Genomic DNA, 17,263 nt, shown 5'->3' with positions numbered 1-17,263 from the left:
TCCTTGATGATGATTTGTTTTTAATTTGACCTTGGGTTTATTTGGGGTGTCCCGTTCGGTCATTTCGAGAAACCCTTCTCTTTTTTTGATTGTGCATCTGCTTTCAACTCCTGCTTGTGTTCTTCAACAGCTTGCTTGCTCTGATCTTTAAACTTCTCCAGTTTTTGTTCAAAACTGCGCTTCGTTTGTTTCTCTTGGCTCAATCTTAATTGTTCCAATGCTTGATCCATCCGAACCATTAAACTTTTAGCTTCTTGTTGGACAATATCCAACTGTGCTTCTAAATCAGCAAGTGTCTCCTTATCAGCAGACCACCCAGATAGATAGTTAAAGGAGTACTCTGACGTATCAATACCATAGTATGAAGAAACAACATAAGCGACACTTTCAGCCTGAAGTTCAGCAGTGCTTCTAGTTAGATTTTCTTTTTGAGGATTATCTGCATGATGCAACTCTGCATGAGCCATCTCATGTAAGAAAGTTTTAATAATTTGAGCCTTGTTCATCTCATTACTACGTAAAACAATTTGATTTTCTGGGACAGAATAATATCCATGTTTATTATTTTCCATCTCCTCAAATCGAACCGATACATCATTTTCTTTTGCAATAGCCATCAGGGCACGGTAAAGATTTGCATAGTCCAAATCAGTCAGCTGTTCTTTAACTTCTGCAGCTTTTGGCATCTCCTTTCCTTCTGTCTGACTAACATCAAAAACTGGCACTAAACCAAAGAATGTAACTGTTTCTGGTTTCCCATTTTTATCCAATATTGGTTGGTTATTCTCATCCTTTTTGATTTTCGTCATAGGTTTAAAAATACGTAAAGCCTTCTCACCTTTTTTCACATAGCGGTCAAAGTTTTCCTTCCACTGCTTGAAAGAAGCTACTTGCCTTGCTTCAGGATTTTGTGCAAGAATTAAGCGTAAGTTGCGATTAGAATAATTATTTAGTTGGCTCATTTTCGTTAGATAGTCTTTGTACTTATCCGAATCCAGAAACTCCTTAATTCCTTCTTTAAGATGTCGACTTAATCCTGCCATATCTTTATTCTGAATAAGATCTGCGACTGCAAGACTACCAGTTGCTAAAATAACTTCATCCGCTTGTAAACTCTCCTCGACCTCTGGTTTAGAACCTGGTTTCGATCTAAAATCATACGGATTTGTTCCCTGAAGCAACTCCTCATCATCAGAAACACCATCAGCATCCGCATCATGTTCCAACTCCTGCTTGTTGTAGCTTTGTTCTTCTAGTTTGATTTCTTCCTCTTGTGATTTCTCAAATTCTTCTCGGACTGTGGAGATCGTTTGTTCAACTTTTTCTGATAAACCTTTGATTTCTTTTTGCCATTTTTCTACAAGAGCCACTTGTTCCATAGGTGAGTCCTTGACACCCAACTTCTCAAACCAAGCAGATAGATTTTCGACCTCAACACTATCCATTCCATCAAAAGAAATAAATCCTAGACGACTATCATGACTACTATCCGAAAAACCAATCGGACTATTTTCTAACACTCCGTAAGGTACTTGAGATAAAAGTTGTTCTGCGTAAGGAGTATCTTCCAAAGCGTAACTAAACTGAGAAATATCTAACTCACTCGCCAATCTCTCCAGATGATACTGAGTGAATATGGTCCCATCTATCTTCATCAATTCTGGGTGCTCCCTCATTTCTCGTGTTCCAAGTCTTTCTTTATGAGCAATTGGGTTAATCTCCTCACCGATATTGTAACGAATGCTATCCTGGATCAGTTCACCATCAGGAGCGTAGATACTAAACTGGACCTTTGTTGGAGAGATGTAGCCTTCTGGGTGACCACCAGTCACTTGTTTTAGCCCTTCCTGATGTAACTGATAAAAGCTCTGGTTGGCCTTATATAGCTCCCTAGCGAAATCTTGATAAGATATCAGCTCGGTTTCTTTAAATGGCAATTTAGGCCCATCTGGTCGTTCCTCAGCCCATTGAAGACGTACATGGTAGTTCTCCTTATAGATGTGATCTTGTTGCCATTCTTTATAAAAATCTGAATTTGTATCTAGGAGATGATCTGCACCAGCTGCAGCAACAATCTGATCAAATTTATCATTATGCTGCTTCGCATAGTCAAGATACTGATTCCATGCCTTATGAAATTCCTCTGGAGTTTTTGAAATGTCACCTGGCACACCTAAATTATAGACAGTATCTAAGACTTGAGTAAAGGTAGCTGAATCAAGTGAGGTTTTATTCAGTGTGTTCTCTGGAGCTGGTAGTTCAGGTTCATCAGAAACCTCCTCATACTTCTTATTTTTTAAGATAGATAACATTTCCTCGCCACCATCTTTAACATATTCATCATTAATCGATAGCTGTTCAATCTGGCCATCACGTTCACGGAACACACCAAGAATAGGTGTTTTATCTACCGTATCTAGTTCCTTGGTAATTTTTGTCCGAGACTTAAAAACTGATATTGGAATATAGTTTTCTTCCTCTAACTCTTTGAATAGCAAGATAATATCTTTATCATCAGACTTTATAAGACTATCAAAACGTCCATCATATCGCCTAAGATTAGTTAAATCATCAAAATAGAAAGAAGTACTTTCTGTTGCAACTGAAAGATCTGATAAGACCTTTAGTTTGTCAAAAGCCGCATCATTATTAGCCAATAAAATATTGTCAAAATACCCATTTCCTTCTGCAAAATCATGTAAAGTTTTCTCAGGTGTCTGCCCTAATGCAATTGGCTTAATTCCTGTTAGGTGCATGAAGTGCTTTTCTTCAAAATGCACTTGTACAGTCTTATCAGGGGTAACATAATAAATCTTTGAGTTTGCCAACTCATCCAAATAATATTGTGCTGCATTTTGCAAAGCTAGTCTACGGATTGGACGATTTAATTTAGTTAATTCATCCAAGGAAATAGAGTGATAGTAGCCATCATTACTTGACTGAAACTCTTCATTTATGGTAAAATAAAGTAAATGAGAGGATGTCGTAGGACGACTGGTAACAGAGCGTTCAAAGGTGCCAGCTTTTGGTACGGGTGTGGGACTGCCTTCAGCTTCGGGCTGTAAAGACCCCAGACTACCACTGGTCCTCTCATTTTTTTGTTGCTCCAATATCACATCTAGCTCTTGAGATTTCTCAGGGGCTTTTTCTTCTGAAGTCTCCATTATCTTAATAGGATGAGTCTCAAAACGTGACATCAAGTTATCCAATAATTCTCTACTTAAAACCACTTCTCCCTCTTGTTCTTCCAGATAGTGGAACAATGTATTTGGAGTTACCACAAAACCATAGGTAAAGTCTCTTGTTCCAGATTCAATCAATGGATACTCCAACATTCGCTCAACCGATTGTGATAGATTATCAAGGGTTCTTTCATCAAAATAGATGCCAAAACTGTCACTCGAAAGGCTTTCTATCTGCTTGTTGGTATTGTAGGCTGCTATTGCAAGCTCACCAATAAATCGGGTTGAAATATCTACTCCCAAATCTCTCTGATGAGGTTTTAATGCTTGATACAAGGAGTCCTGCTCTGGAGTCCCTTTTTTCTTGTATAAATCAACCGTACGATCATCAATAGAGCTTAAAAGTGAATGAATAGGAGACAGTACTTCCATTCGTTTATCATTGAGATATTTTGTAGGATGGCTATTTCCTAACTTCGCAAAGACATCATACAGATAGAAATCTGGTGCAAATTCAATTGATAATTCTCCAGATTGAATTCGATTATTTAATTCTTTAGTTAATGCTTCGTTTTCCCGTTTCACCTCTTCGTAGCTCATCGTTCTTCCAGCATTCTCCTCTGTATTGGCAATAAACTCTTGATTTCCTGGGATGTATTTTTCTTCCTTGGTTGGATCTGTTTCAGAGGGTCTAGTCGACTGAACAGAAAAAGAAATATTATTCCAGTTCTCCTTCAACCATGTTGCATCTTCAGGAGAGAGGTGGCTGGTATCAGGAAAGTTACTTGATGCTTGAATTTCCTCCGTTTGCTCCAGTTGTTTTTCCTGCTTCAGGATTTCATTCCAGTCTGTCTTCTCCTGGCCTTCACGTTTTGGTGGTCTTGCATCGACAACTGGGATTTTTTTCTCCCGTAGTTTAGTCATAAAGTCTGTACCTGCTTTATCACGATCAACTGCCAGCGTGATAAGATCATCGTATTTGTGATCTTGGAAAAGTGTGGAAGTTTCCGCTGCAACAGATAAGAATCTTGAGGTACGTGCTAGCTCACTAGACTTGGTATAATCCCTTTCATCCATAGAAATATCCCCTCGCTCCTGTAAAATTTCAAGAACATAGTGGGATAATACTCCCTCTTTCAATCCTTCCATCGCAACCAGTCGAACATCGTTTAATTCGCCCTTATAAAGCTCATAATAGCTCATAAGGTCAATGGGTGCCTCCGTTACAATTAAACGTTTAGGAGACCCTATAGAAACGTTTAATCCGCTGATAGCTTCTGATTGATACATGATTTGTTTCAAGTATCCTTTACCAGGATGACGTTCTTGATCAGGAACAAGTCCCTGAAGGCTCGCCCCTACCAGTTGCTGATTTCTGTCCAAGTATTTAAAAACCAAGACATCTTCTATAACACCATCTTTATCCTTACGTTTAGCTTGGGCTAATACTCCCTTTTCCAGGAAGAAGTCGATTGTATCATCAGAGAGACCTCTAATCTCCTTGAGATAGGATCTCGCTTCCACAAATGGTTGTTCGTAAGGCGCTAGCGTATAGTTGAAAGGTTTACGTTCCTCCTCTACGGGTTTTGCTTCAGGGAAGGAACCTGTCTCTAAGAATACCATGGCTTCCTTATAGCTGACATTTTGCATTTTCTGTACGAGATTGATAGTATCACCAAAGAGGTTTTGAGAATACCAATGCCAGGTATTCTTCACAGTATCAATCTTAAACGAGTCATGCTCAGCCCAATAATACTCTCGGTGTGACTTGCGCTTCATCTCCATTCCGAGACTACGTGCTACTTCTAAAATATCCAGCGATTTTGCTTGTGCTTTTGTTAAAACCATCCTGTTTCCTCCTCAACTAATTCCTTAAATAAAAGATATCCTTCAGGAGTTGCATCTAGTTCACTAACAACTACTGGATCTCCCTGATTTGTCGTCACAAAAAGATGAGGAGCTAACTGATAAAAAGTCCCCTCGTCTGCCTGTTTGAATAGCTGCCAAATAGCATAACGTTCTGTGACTAAATTTTCTAGCTTTAATGCTAGAACCTGTGAGATACTCTCCAGGTATCCTAATTGTGTTTTAGGTGTTTCCATCCTACTATCCTTTCTGTATATTAGGCCACGAATAACTCTTTTAGTTGCGGAGTCAAATCATTGGCATATAAAAGTAAGCCATCGATGTCTGTTCCTTTTCGAGTGTATTCGTACCAGTTTTCTTTGTCTTCAGGAGAACTTGCAATCTCATCTTTTCTAGGATGATCATAGACACTTGCTTTTTTATCTCTGAAGACATTTTGTTTAGAAATAAAGACCAATCCTTCTTCTACCCCAATTCTTGCGACTTCATCTGGAGTTAGAAGGGGACGGCCTTGAATTTGTTTATTTTCACTTGATGATCCATTACGATAACTATGCGATTTTGAGGTGGATCTAGTACGTATAGTCTGCTTACCTGACCTTGTAGAATAGTATTCCATCGTATCCTTGTCATTTGTCCCTAAAAATAGGTGAGTAGCACAGTTATTAAAGATGGTCTTCCAATCACTTTTATAAAGTGATTCTAGCTGATTGACAGCTTGGATGATAATCTTAATAGACATCTCACGACTACGAATAGAAGAGAGGACCTGGGCGAAGTTTGGAATACGGCCAATTTGTGCAAACTCATCGAAGACAAACTGAATGTGGCGAAGATTTTTTCTACTGTAGCCAGGTACTTTCCCTTGCAAGATATCATCAGCCTTATGTGTAAGAACCTCAAAACCAATCGCAAACAAGATTGAGGAAAGAAAATTAAAGGCGTTATTGGTTTCAGGAATAGCAATAAAAACGGCTGTCTTTTTCGTATTCCAGGTATCCATTTCCATGGTATCCTCACTAATCAAGTTTCGGACATCTTCGTGATCGAAGATAGAATAACGAGAAGACAAAATCGCTACCACACTGTTTCTTGTCTCGCCTCTGAAATTTTGGAATAATTTCCACTGTTTATAAGCATAGTTGTTAGGTTGATGTTCGTTCAGTTCTTCAAACATCTGCTCGACAGGGCTTGGTACATCTGGATCCTCTCGATACATATTTCTTAATAGATCCGCAACGTGGCCCAGGTTTGGCATATATAACTGGACTCCAGTTTCAGGATCCTTAGAGTCAAAATAGAGATAACCAATCAATGCACGTTGCAGCATCAACTCTGCTTGAACCCAGAAGTCTTCTCCAGTATGCTCGCTCTTCTTTGTTCCTTCAGTAATTGCTTCAGAGATACGATCAATATCTAGCTCAGACTTCATGTAATGAAAAGGATTAAACCGATCTGAATTCTTGAGCCGAATCAAATCAAAGATTTTAACAGCATAGCCAGCTTTCTCAAGCATCTTTCCAACTTCGTGTACCAGGTTTCCTTTAGGATCTGTCACAACAAAGTTTGAGTTCATCTGCATTAAATTTGGCAGTACAAAAGTAAAGGTTTTACCGTCTCCTGGAAGACCAATGACAATCACATTTTTATTGAGCTGGACATTGTAAGCTAAGCGAAAATTAAATAGGCCCATTTTGACCTGTTTTGAAAAAATCATATTCTTCTCAAAATCAACGTCTTCAAACCGTCTCATTTCCTTCAAAGTCGCAAAACGAGCACTACCTTGTTCTTCTCCTTGGCGATATAAATTCTTATCCATAGAAGCATATACAAGCATTGGGAGACCGAATCCGATCAACCCAGCATATAAGGCTCCTGAATCAAAGAAAACACCAAAAGAGAAGCGTTCCCAGTGCTCTAGCAACCAACGAAGCCGTAACATTCCCATGAAAGGTACTGCTGCAGTCGAAAGTTGGTAGTAATGGTAAAAGGACTGGAAAATAACAAATGAAAATAGCCCCACCACCAGGTAAGGCCATATAGGTTTTCTAATCATCGTGCTTTCTCCTTCCCAATATCCTTCGTCACTACTGGCATCATTCCCTTATAGACCTTATTTGTCTTATAGTAATTGATTTTCTCTTCAGGAGTCATTTCATGTGGCTTCTTCAGCACCTTTTTCGCAAACTCTTCCAATTTTTCTGGGCTTTTCGTGATGTCTGCCAACATCTCTTTGAGAGCCTTTTCTACCAAGGTGCGATTTTTTGTTTCAAAGAAGAGATAAGTTGCACCATCTTTTTGATGATAAGTAAAACCTACCTTATACTCCTCCAGGTAATGCTTCAACTTGGCCAAATGAACTTCACTATTTAATAAAGTCTCGACATCTTTTTTTGATTTTGTGGCCATAAAGTCATTAAAGCGTGTCTCACCTTCAAATGTTCGATTTGCTGCCTTATGTTGTTTCTTGTCATAATGGGCTTTTGCGAGGGCATACAGAGCTTGTATCGTCATCTCCAGGGTAACTTTTCCTTTTAACGCCAGAGAATGACTGATTTTTTCTTGATCCATGTAAGACCTCCTTTATTTTGGATAATTGGACAGTTCTGGCTTAGCAATAATCTGGAATCCGTAAGGTGCTGAAGGTTCTTCCTTTACAGTAAGTACCAAGCGTTTCTGACTTCTGTTCTCACCATCTTTCACGGCTACTACATAGGTTAGCTGATAAGTTGCTTCATCAACAATCAAGCTAGATTCCAAAATCACAGACTGCAGTTGACCTGCTTGTCTATCTAACGTTAATTGAGGAGCTACGAAATCAGCTATTTTCCCTTTATCAGAGTAAAAGGCTGGCAAAAAGTAACGAGAAAAGGCATCTAGTTCCCCTGTTTTTGACTGAATGGTTTTTAGATTTGAAAGTTCCTTAGATACGGCCGTGAGTTGCTTTTCTTGATGGTAAACTAACGTAAGTGATAAGCCAGCAAGTGTCAGACTTCCTACTAGACCCAATAACACCAAAACTCTTCCTAAAAACACCCCAAAAGAGCGCTTAGAAGAGGGGCGAGGTTTGGGAGTTTCATGTTTCATTGAATAGACTTCAGCGTTCTCCTCAGGAGTCTTCTCTAGACGTTTTGTTTTAGTTTGGCGCTTAAAGAAAGAGGTTTTTGCTTCTTTTGGTGCAGCCTCCTGGTTATTCAACGTACCAGGCTTCAGGAAGAGGCTGTCTGCGATTCCCTCAAACGGTAAATAGACATCTTCTTGATAGATCACTACATTCTTTTTATCTAGTTCCTCTACTAATAAAACAGCCTCTGCCTCCTCGTGTTTAACCTTAGCATTTTCTCGCTCCAGGGCTTGATACACAAGGTCTCGATTCTTATACGTTGTGGTCGTGTTTTGTGTCAGATTGGTCAGACGGTACATGTTTTTCAGCTCCTTTCAATTTTCCTTCAGCAAGAGCTGTTTCAATATCAGCCCAAGTTAAATTATGTTTGGCCAAGTATGTTGATAGTTCCTCATGTTTGGCCAGAATGATTTGAGTTTCTAGCTGCTGCAGTTTCTCTTCTTCCTTCTTGGCCTTGGTCATATAGTCAGCTAAGCGGTCTTCCGCTTTCTGTTTTTGTTTTTCCAAAGTTTCTAATTTTGTCATTGTTCCTTTTTCCCTTCTGTACTAGTGATTGGTTTGTTTAACGATGGAATACTCGCCTTTTCGCTGGCGTTCAAGCTGTCCACAATCAAAATAGGGTCAATATGATTTACCAGGTATTTTCCATCTTGCTTGCTGAAGCGAATCCGTATGGTTCTTGAAGATCCTACGTTTGTTTGGGCGTTAGTATAATCATACTTCTTCTGTAACTGTGTCTGAGTGTATCTCACTTGAGCTAAGGCAACATTATTTTCTTGATCGATGTAGATGATAGCAGACTTCATCTGTGTATCCACTACATAGCCCTTATAGGTTTGTACCGTTGGTTCTTCTTCAGAGTTCACTTCCTGATTGTAAGCAGCTTCTGTCATATAGGGCAAATAGCGATTTCTATTTTCTCCAAGATCTTGCTTATTGAAGTAAGCTGTCAAAAATTCCTTCACATATTCTTGCGTTAGTTCGCTTCCCTCTGCTTTGGTTTCTTGTTGCGTGGTTGCAGCTTCCTGCTTAGCTTTATTTTGCGCTGAAGTTGCTGCACCAATCCAGAATACGAATCCTAGAACTAGCACAACTCCTATAAGGATTCCACCTATTTTAAGGAGTTTCAATTTCTCCATATCTATCATTTTCATGATTTACCTTCTTTCTTTTTTAATTCGGTGTCGCAAACGTATAGTAGTAAGCTGGATAAAGGACAGAAAAATGGACCTTATCCTGTACTCCTTGGATATTACATTCCGAAACGAGGAATGAACCGTCTGGGTTCACAGCTTCCACAATCGCAACATGACCGTATTCACCTGGTGTCCCACCAAATCCACCTAGAACTGATACAACGGCACCTTTCGTTGGAGACGTACTATATCGCCATCCTTTTGCGACCAGGCTTGCCACCCAATCCTGACCATTGCCAAGATAGCCATAAGCTCCTGATAAGTCTGTAATCGTTCCTAGTTCAACTAAACGATTATAGGCATACCAAGTACATTGTCCCACTTCATAACCGCTTCCTTGTTGTGTAGTCATAGAAGCCTGTGTTGGAGGGTGTTCCACTTTTGACTTATACTCTTCAGGGAAATTCCAGGAAGATGCTAACGCTCCACCTCCTCGAACTTGTTGGGTAAGAAAAGCGTGGATCTGTTTGGCATTATTCTGGCGCTCTAAGACCTTATCTCCAGAGTTCCCTTCCCAGTTAACCAGGAAACGCTCTGTAAGTGTCTCTACATTTTCTGTGCTAGTTAGAATCGATGTCAGTTCAGTGATGTAGTAAGGAGTATCTCCCTCTAACATAAAGTCTAACTGCAGTTCTAAATCGTACCACTTTTTATTTTTTGATTTTGCATAATTCAATAATAGAGTGTGCCTAGTGGAACCATCCGCTGTATCTGTCCACTGACCTAGTCCTAAGCCTCGATGGAGAATATTTGGGTATCTTCCGTTATAAATAGCGGGTCCTCCAATAGCTAACCAGGACTCATCATCCCAGGAAGAAGAATCAGCCCCTACTGGTGGGTTAAGGTAATCTCCTTCAGCACGTTTAGGATTGATATTACTTTCTGTTGCAAAATTTCCAAGCATGGCTGCCAAACCATTATCTGTCAGCCCTGGTACCTTTTGCTTCAAGTAGTCTTTTATCGCTCGTGATTTTTGTCCTAAATCACCATCAAGTGTAGTAATGACTGAGGTTGTCTGATTGTACGTGACAGATTGAAAGTAAAAGCCTGGATTGACTGATGTCCACTTTTCTTTCTTATCCTTTGTCTCTTTTTCCTCCAGTTTTTGATACTGAATGACCTGGTAACCATTTGCCGTTACCTTCCCAACCTCGTCTCCAGCTTTGACCTGATCACCGTCAGAAACACGGATATTTCCTACCTCTTCATAAGTAAAGATGGCTTTATCTGTTTTGATGGATACAGTAGTATCATCTGTCACACTGACTTGACCGTCAATAGGAGCTCTTAGAGCTTGTCCTGTTGAAGCTTTTAGTTGTGTTTTCTCATAGATTTCACTCTTAGAGGTATAACCAAACCGCTTCAGGATAACTAAAGGGGCTTGATAAGAAGGATCGTCCTCCTGGTAAAAAGGGTTAGCTAGTTCTTGATAAGAGGGGTATCGACCAACCTCTTTAGTCAACTCCTCTAGCTCTTTATACTCTTCTAGCTCGCTATCACTCAACTTAGCCCACTTTAGTTCTGATGAGGGACCATATAAGTCAACCATCTTTTTCAAGTTGTGAGGGTCATCATTCAAATGATTCCAAAGATCATTCAAGGCATCAGAATAGTGATTAAAACCTAACGCCCCAGCCCATTCACCACCAGTCCCCTCATTCCAGTTACTTTCTGGTTTCCAATCGCTACCGTAGCGAAAGTTCATGAAAAAGATCATGTCATCGATGTTTGTCCAATAGTCTACCTTATCATTGGACTTCTCTCGATCTCGTTTACTGATTTGAAGCCAGGATTTGTTCAAGTCAAATTCATTTTGTTGGACTGGACCACTTCCTCCAAAAACAGACATAAATATCCCAAATACGGCAAAGATGAGGAACATTAAGAAATAGGACTTGACTGCCAACGGATTGGTTAAGAGGAAGCGCAGGGGCTTTGTCGCAAATTTTAAGACTTTTCCTGTACGTTTTGATGCCTTCCCAAACTTTGAACGTCCCAGTCGCTTTTTGGCATGTTTCATTTTTTTGCTGAGTTTTCCTTCCCAGGAGAACTCTTTTGGTGTCCGAGTATATCCTCGCCCTCTGATGAAATTATAGCTTTTATTAAGCTGACCATAACTATGCTTAATAGTATACTTAGATAGCTTTCCTGCAACTTTTGCAGCTCTTTTAGAGGCGTTTACCTGGTACTTAAATTGACGAATATTTTGCCTCGCCTGAACCCAGTCTCCAAGAATCTCATTATCTCTGACTGTCTTCTCAACATCGTGTCTCACTTTCATTCGGGCACTTTGTTTTGCACGTTTCTTCAGGCGGTTAGGGATATAACTGTCATCAGCCTTTTTAGCTCGTTTATAGAGCGTTGTTGCAATTTGTTTTTCCAACTTTGCTCGATCACGTTGTTGCTTAAAGAAAAGACCTCTAGCTGTTGCTTGAGGTCCTTTATGTAGTTTATAATTTTTGTTCGCTAAGCGATAATTCTTCTTAGCTTCTTTAAAAACAACTTTTGAGTCTAAACGTGCTTCTTTAGGTTTTTTTTCAGCATTGAGGGCTATTCCTTCTTTGATTCTCCGCTTGCGTTCCTGTTTTAATTGTTTGCGATTACTTTTAGACAAAAGAAATTACCTCTCTTTCTATTTTTTAACCATCTGTCGCAACCAATTGATACAGTTTGGTATCTTTAGGGATAGGATTTTCAAATGGGACAATCGTATCCCCAGCCACGATCAAACCAGTACCTTTCGCTTTTGGCCGCAAGACAAATCGCTCCAGTGAAGGCGTAAGAGGAATAACCTGCTCCAGGGCTTCTAGGTCTGTCCGCTTCAACTTCAGGAGGGCTAGAAACTCACAGTTTGCGACTAGCTTTCTACCTTCTTCTGTAGATAAAACAGTCTCTGGATTCTGTGTAATCCCTGTTGGAATGGCCCCATATTTACGAATACGTGAGTATAGTTCTGTAAAGAAGGTTGCCTGGAGTTTATTCTTGAAGTAGAGCTGCAACTCATCAAAGTATAACCATGTAATGGTTTTACCTTGGTTATTGACTACCTGGTTCCAGATAAAGTCCTGAATCACCAGGAGGGCAAATGGCTTCAATTTACCACTCAACTGCTTGAGATTGAAGATAATAAAGCGACTATTCATATTGACGTTTGTAGGGTGTGCAAAGATATCATTTGATCCAATAGTATAAGGTTCTGCCTTCAGCGCCAGATCCTTAGCAACTGCTTCAGGTTGACGTTCCAAAACGGCTTGCCAATCCTTAAAGGTTGGTTTTTCAAATTCCTCATAGGTCTGTCTCGTTACACGGTCAATCATCGCAAATTCATCGTCTGATACTTCAGAGAATATATTCTCAAACAAGGTTGATAAGAGGTTTGATTTTTGGCCAATCGGATCACTATCTTCTGCCTGCAGTTTGTCTTTATCAGGTAGATCCAATAAGTTGAAGTGATGTTGTGACCCAGGAGCGATTGTGATGATTTCAGCACCTAATTCTCGGCCAATATCACTGTATTCATCTTCAGGATCGACGATAATGGTATTATCTTCAGGGTAACGTAGTTTGGTAGGAATAATCTCTCCTCCTTTAGCAAGAACTGACTTTCCTGATCCTGAATTCCCAAAAATACAACCTGAACCTGTATTCAAGTCTTTCTTACGGTCAACTGTGATTGCGTTCTTAGATAGCTGATTCTGGCCATAATAAATTGCACGTGGACTGCTAGATCGAAGATCTACGTTGGTAAATGGGACTTGTGTGGCCAAGTTACTGGTAGTCATATCTCTCATAAAACGGCGTTTTACGTTGATAAATGGAATCCCAATCGGTAGAATCGTATTCAAGGATTCTTCCTGGTACAAGTAACACTTATCCAGTTCTACCGTATTCTTACGGACAGATCGTTGAACCTGCTCAGTGTAGATATTCAACTCTTCCAGAGTGTCAGCCATGAAGAAAACTGTCATCACACCTGAAAACATTTTTTGGTCATTGTCCTGGAGTTCTTCAGTCCATTTCTCTGTTTCACGAGATGTCTCCACAGCCTTCCCACCAACAGCCAGGTCACTTCCATAGCCTTCTTTTGCGGCAGCCTTCTGACTTTTGATCATTTCCCTGCGTACACTTGACTTAACTGTCTTGATTTTCTTCAGGGCCTCTGCAGTATCATAGGGCTTCGCATGTAGGCTGATAGCCAATTCAATTCCTGTATCCAGGATATTCTTGATCAGTTTGTCATTCAAGAAGGTAGGATATTGTCTAACATACATCACCCTTGCGAAACAATCATCAATTCTCATATGATCTTTTTCAAACTTCAGATAGTTTGGAGCTACAAAGTCCCTGGTAGATAATCCAGAAATAGCGATGTCTTCATAGTTAAAATCAATAAAACCTTCTCGCCTCAAGAGTTTTCGGAAGATAAGAAGACGATCTAAGCCCTCTAACTCCTTAAAGGAGATTCCTAAACCACTGTATTGACTTTCAATCACGCTGGCTGTATCATCTAGGATTCTTCTAGCTTGATGATCCTGGTCTGTTTGGGTAGTAATCGTCAGATATTTTTCCACCTTGAAGGTATTTTGTTCCTGAGAGAAACGATCATTGATCATCGCATTGTACTCTTTACGATAATCGTCATATCCATCCCCAACCAAATCATAGCGGATAGAAGATAAGCTATTGCTTTCTACTCGACGATTCAGGATCAATAGCTGCATATCATTGTCAATATCCAGCGAATTAAAAATATCAGCGTTTGTTTCAATGATATCAATTCGCTCATCATCTGTTGCAGTAATATAGCTTGTATCACCTAGGCGATAGGTCTTTGAGAATTGATCATTTGTAATTTTCATGAGCCCATCAGGCATCAACCATTGATAATTAAGACTATTCTGTGTAGATGCCGTCATGGTACGTCTTAGACGTTTGGCCCGTTCCCGTTCTTCCTTAGAGAGTTTCAGGGTTTTCTTTCGGCCGAATAAATTCATTTCTTGTATATTCCTTTCTGTCATAATCTGTCTGATAAGAGCGTTCCTGCTTAGTCAAAAGGAAACGGACCTCATCTTTAATTTTTTCATCAATATAACACCCGAAAATAACAAAAGGCGCTAATAATAAAATATCAACGCCATAAAGGATTATATCAGGTGCCTTCAGCCAATAGAGGATGGTGGTGACAACTACTGTCAATGCGATACCAAATAGTAGCACTAACTGTCTCAGTGTCATATACCCTAAAACTGGCCTTTCGTAGCTATCTAAAGCCTTTAAAAATTCACTGCCTAAACGTGTCATTCTATTCCTTTCATTAAAAAAACAGCCATAATGGCTGCCTTATACTTTTAAGTGTTAGAAATTGCAAAAGTTCCAAATATTGCTCCTACTGCGCACACTATTAAAGTTGCTATAATTATCGGACTTAATAGAGCTTTCGAAATTGAAGTAATTAAAAAGAAATTAACCACTGAAACTATAACGATAATAAACCAAATGAAATTTTTGATTGTTTCTATTTTATAACTAGACTTATTTATCACTGAATAAACTATAGGTATCATAAAACCGATAATAATCAACACAATACCAAATAGTAAATAGTTCCAAGAGGAATTATCCTTATATGACATAACATGTGAAGCAATCGTCACATCTTTCCGAGTTATCATTTTATCAATATCAAAATGATGTGTTAGTTGCTTATTCAAATTACCAAGACTGATATTAAACCAAATGGTAACTATTGCGTAGATTAACTCTACTGCAATATAAGGTGTATAAGGGCTTTCTAATACTTCAAAAAATCGATTTCTATACAAGTTCGTCTCCTATATTCAGGTATGATGTTCTTCTATGTAACGTTTTAAAATGAGATACCGTCTTAATACCAACGAGTAACTAAAATTATAAACTAAAATAGTCAAAAATAGCAAAACTATAAACAGTGTTATAATGATACTCAGTAATACACTTTCGTTCAATTCCTTGGTAGGTACGCCTGTTAGAGGTGAAAATAAAATCGCAAGAAGGCGTTTCAAATCATCCGAAAAAATAATCGTTAATACGAGACCTACCAATAATTTCCAGCTACGAGAAGCTCTCTCTTTTTTTATTTCCAGCTCTGTCAATTCCGCTAACAATGCCTCTTGCGACTGCTTTTTATAGTAATCCAAAGCCTCCTTGTATCGGAGTTCATGCCGTTTCGTCCATCTTTCATAATAATTTTTTATAGTAGATCTCATAGGATTATTATACCCCTTTCAATCATCACTCATTCTCCTTTTATTATACCATAATCTAGTTCACCTGCATGATATTCTTGGCCATACGTTGGCTACCAAAGAGCATGACAATGTAAATAATTCCTTTAGCTATCGCAACTAAGGCAGTTATAAAAGCTCCAGTTTTCTCAACTGTCAAGAGATCATTCGTGACAATAGCTGGGTAAAGCATGATCACAACCACTAGAATCAAGCCCTGAAGGACAGCAGCAGCATAGAGCTTAAAGAAACCGAGGCAGATCGGACGTAAGCTATCCACCATGTAACAAGCGACAATAATTTTAGCGATTCCCTTATACGTGTAAAGTGTAAAAGAGCGCAACAAGATCAACAACTTAGTCGATATCTGACCGACAAAATCAACAACCCCATAAATAATCTTAAAGAACCATTTTTCCATAGCACCTAAGCCTTTAAAATCTGGTGCCTCAGAACTGAAAGGATCTGTAGCATTTTTAGCTACTAACTTAATGATAACATTGAACAACCATGACAAGGCATCAAAAATTGCATCCACATAGAGGATAAAAAAGAGTGCAATAGCATACTTGAGGATTTCTTCAATCCAAAGCTGAAAAGACAGCTCTCCACCATTGCTTTTAAGATGCTGGTGCCAGTTCATGAGGTTGATCCCCATAAAAAGGAGAAGAAGCAAAATGGCTACCTTCTCCATCGAACCCGAAATAGTTTCCATCAATTCATAAGCTGTCGCATTATAGTCTTTCAGACTCATGGTTAGTTGATCAAGTGTGGATTGGTTCATAAAACCACCTCCTTTTTCTTCCTCTTACGAGCCAAGAGTTTGAAGACCTGTTGCTAAAGCTGTAAAGAGGGCTTTTAGGACGGCACCAAGAAGAGCGCCTAAAATCAAACTTTGAATTCCTTTATCCTTCTTGTCATCCAATTCACGTTTGATTCCTACTGCTAAGTCCCAGGCACCCCAAGCGGCCCAACCAATACCGATAATTCCACCGATATTCCCAATTTTGTTAATAAAATCTACAACTGCACTCATTATTTTTTCTCACTTTCTTTTATAAAAAGGTACTAAGAAAGATTCCTAGTACCCACTTTGTTTATTTAATACTATATTTCATCCGTTGGACGAAAAGTTAGAGAGAGGGCTGTAATTACAGCCAAGACAACGATAATAGTCGTTTCCCACCAGTGATAGATTGGAACACCTTCAGGCAATACCCAGTTAGTATACCAGGCTTCTATTTCGGATGGAATAGTACCTTCTTTTGTCAGAAATGCCCAATAGCATACTACTAAAAATGAAACTACAATCTTAAACACAAACCAACCAATTGCTGTTGCAATCAAGCTCTTAATCAGATTAAAGATAAAGAGAAGAAACATGAGTGGAGTCGCAACCATCAAAACGGCAGCTCTCGCAATCACACTCGGTAGGTTCTTTACTCCTGACCAGATGGCTTTTCCTAGCCAACGCAGGCCTTTTTTCCACTTCTTCTCTTCTTCAGGTTTGGTTACTTCTGATTTTGTTTTAGTTGGGGTATAGTATCTGTATCCACTTCTAGTCACATGTGCATCCATTTTCGTGTCCTTTCTCATCTCTCTTCCCCCTCTTTTTTATGGCTTCATTATACC

15 protein-coding genes are annotated in these 17,263 nt (G+C 39.3%); all 15 read right to left on the bottom strand.

What is annotated here, in order from left to right; translation table 11 throughout:
- Positions 1–59: 59 nt before the first annotated feature.
- The 15 genes from K1I61_RS06085 to K1I61_RS06015 all read right to left on the bottom strand — a co-directional run bounded on the left by K1I61_RS06085 (position 60) and on the right by K1I61_RS06015 (position 17,227).
- Positions 60–5,030: a PBECR4 domain-containing protein gene (locus tag K1I61_RS06085; RefSeq protein ID WP_223334567.1), complete on the bottom strand. Its 4,971-nt coding sequence runs from the start codon at positions 5,028–5,030 to the stop codon at positions 60–62.
- Positions 5,021–5,284 (bottom strand): hypothetical protein, encoded by a 264-nt coding sequence (locus tag K1I61_RS06080; protein ID WP_223334569.1) that lies wholly within the window; start codon positions 5,282–5,284, stop codon positions 5,021–5,023. The genes K1I61_RS06085 and K1I61_RS06080 overlap by 10 nt, the downstream gene beginning before the upstream one ends.
- Before the next feature lie 20 nt (positions 5,285–5,304).
- Positions 5,305–7,104: a VirD4-like conjugal transfer protein, CD1115 family gene (locus K1I61_RS06075; RefSeq protein ID WP_223334571.1), complete on the bottom strand. Its 1,800-nt coding sequence runs from the start codon at positions 7,102–7,104 to the stop codon at positions 5,305–5,307.
- Complete coding sequence (locus tag K1I61_RS06070) at positions 7,101–7,619, bottom strand: hypothetical protein (RefSeq protein WP_223334574.1); 519 nt, start codon at positions 7,617–7,619, stop codon at positions 7,101–7,103. Before K1I61_RS06070 ends, K1I61_RS06075 begins: the two co-directional genes overlap by 4 nt.
- Positions 7,620–7,631: 12 nt before the next feature.
- Positions 7,632–8,471, bottom strand: a complete 840-nt coding sequence (locus K1I61_RS06065; RefSeq protein ID WP_223334576.1) for a hypothetical protein — start codon at positions 8,469–8,471, stop codon at positions 7,632–7,634.
- Positions 8,425–8,697, bottom strand: a complete 273-nt coding sequence (locus tag K1I61_RS06060) for a type III restriction endonuclease (protein ID WP_223334578.1) — start codon at positions 8,695–8,697, stop codon at positions 8,425–8,427. Before K1I61_RS06060 ends, K1I61_RS06065 begins: the two co-directional genes overlap by 47 nt.
- Complete coding sequence (locus K1I61_RS06055) at positions 8,694–9,326, bottom strand: hypothetical protein (protein ID WP_223334580.1); 633 nt, start codon at positions 9,324–9,326, stop codon at positions 8,694–8,696. Before K1I61_RS06055 ends, K1I61_RS06060 begins: the two co-directional genes overlap by 4 nt.
- A 19-nt stretch (positions 9,327–9,345) precedes the next feature.
- Positions 9,346–11,982: a phage tail tip lysozyme gene (locus K1I61_RS06050; RefSeq protein WP_223334583.1), complete on the bottom strand. Its 2,637-nt coding sequence runs from the start codon at positions 11,980–11,982 to the stop codon at positions 9,346–9,348.
- A gap of 25 nt (positions 11,983–12,007) precedes the next feature.
- Complete coding sequence (locus K1I61_RS06045; protein WP_223334585.1) at positions 12,008–14,362, bottom strand: VirB4-like conjugal transfer ATPase, CD1110 family; 2,355 nt, start codon at positions 14,360–14,362, stop codon at positions 12,008–12,010.
- Positions 14,322–14,669, bottom strand: a complete 348-nt coding sequence (locus K1I61_RS06040; RefSeq protein ID WP_006155160.1) for a PrgI family protein — start codon at positions 14,667–14,669, stop codon at positions 14,322–14,324. Before K1I61_RS06040 ends, K1I61_RS06045 begins: the two co-directional genes overlap by 41 nt.
- A 47-nt stretch (positions 14,670–14,716) precedes the next feature.
- Positions 14,717–15,190, bottom strand: a complete 474-nt coding sequence (locus K1I61_RS06035; RefSeq protein WP_101776592.1) for a hypothetical protein — start codon at positions 15,188–15,190, stop codon at positions 14,717–14,719.
- A 15-nt stretch (positions 15,191–15,205) separates the two neighbouring features.
- A complete protein-coding gene (locus K1I61_RS06030) occupies positions 15,206–15,544 on the bottom strand; it encodes a hypothetical protein (protein WP_223334587.1) in 339 nt (112 codons plus the stop codon).
- Between the two features lie 124 nt (positions 15,545–15,668).
- Entirely contained in the window at positions 15,669–16,415 is a 747-nt protein-coding gene (locus tag K1I61_RS06025) for a hypothetical protein (protein WP_223334589.1), read from the bottom strand.
- A gap of 24 nt (positions 16,416–16,439) precedes the next feature.
- Positions 16,440–16,667 (bottom strand): hypothetical protein, encoded by a 228-nt coding sequence (locus K1I61_RS06020; protein ID WP_223334590.1) that lies wholly within the window; start codon positions 16,665–16,667, stop codon positions 16,440–16,442.
- Between the two features lie 71 nt (positions 16,668–16,738).
- On the bottom strand, positions 16,739–17,227 hold the full coding sequence (locus K1I61_RS06015) for a hypothetical protein (RefSeq protein ID WP_223334592.1): 489 nt from the start codon (positions 17,225–17,227) through the stop codon (positions 16,739–16,741).
- Positions 17,228–17,263: the final 36 nt, after the last annotated feature.

Origin of the sequence: Streptococcus infantis (assembly GCF_019929665.1) — a bacterium.
Lineage (GTDB): Bacteria > Bacillota > Bacilli > Lactobacillales > Streptococcaceae > Streptococcus > Streptococcus infantis_H.
This window is presented reverse-complemented; position numbering and strand designations above follow the sequence as displayed.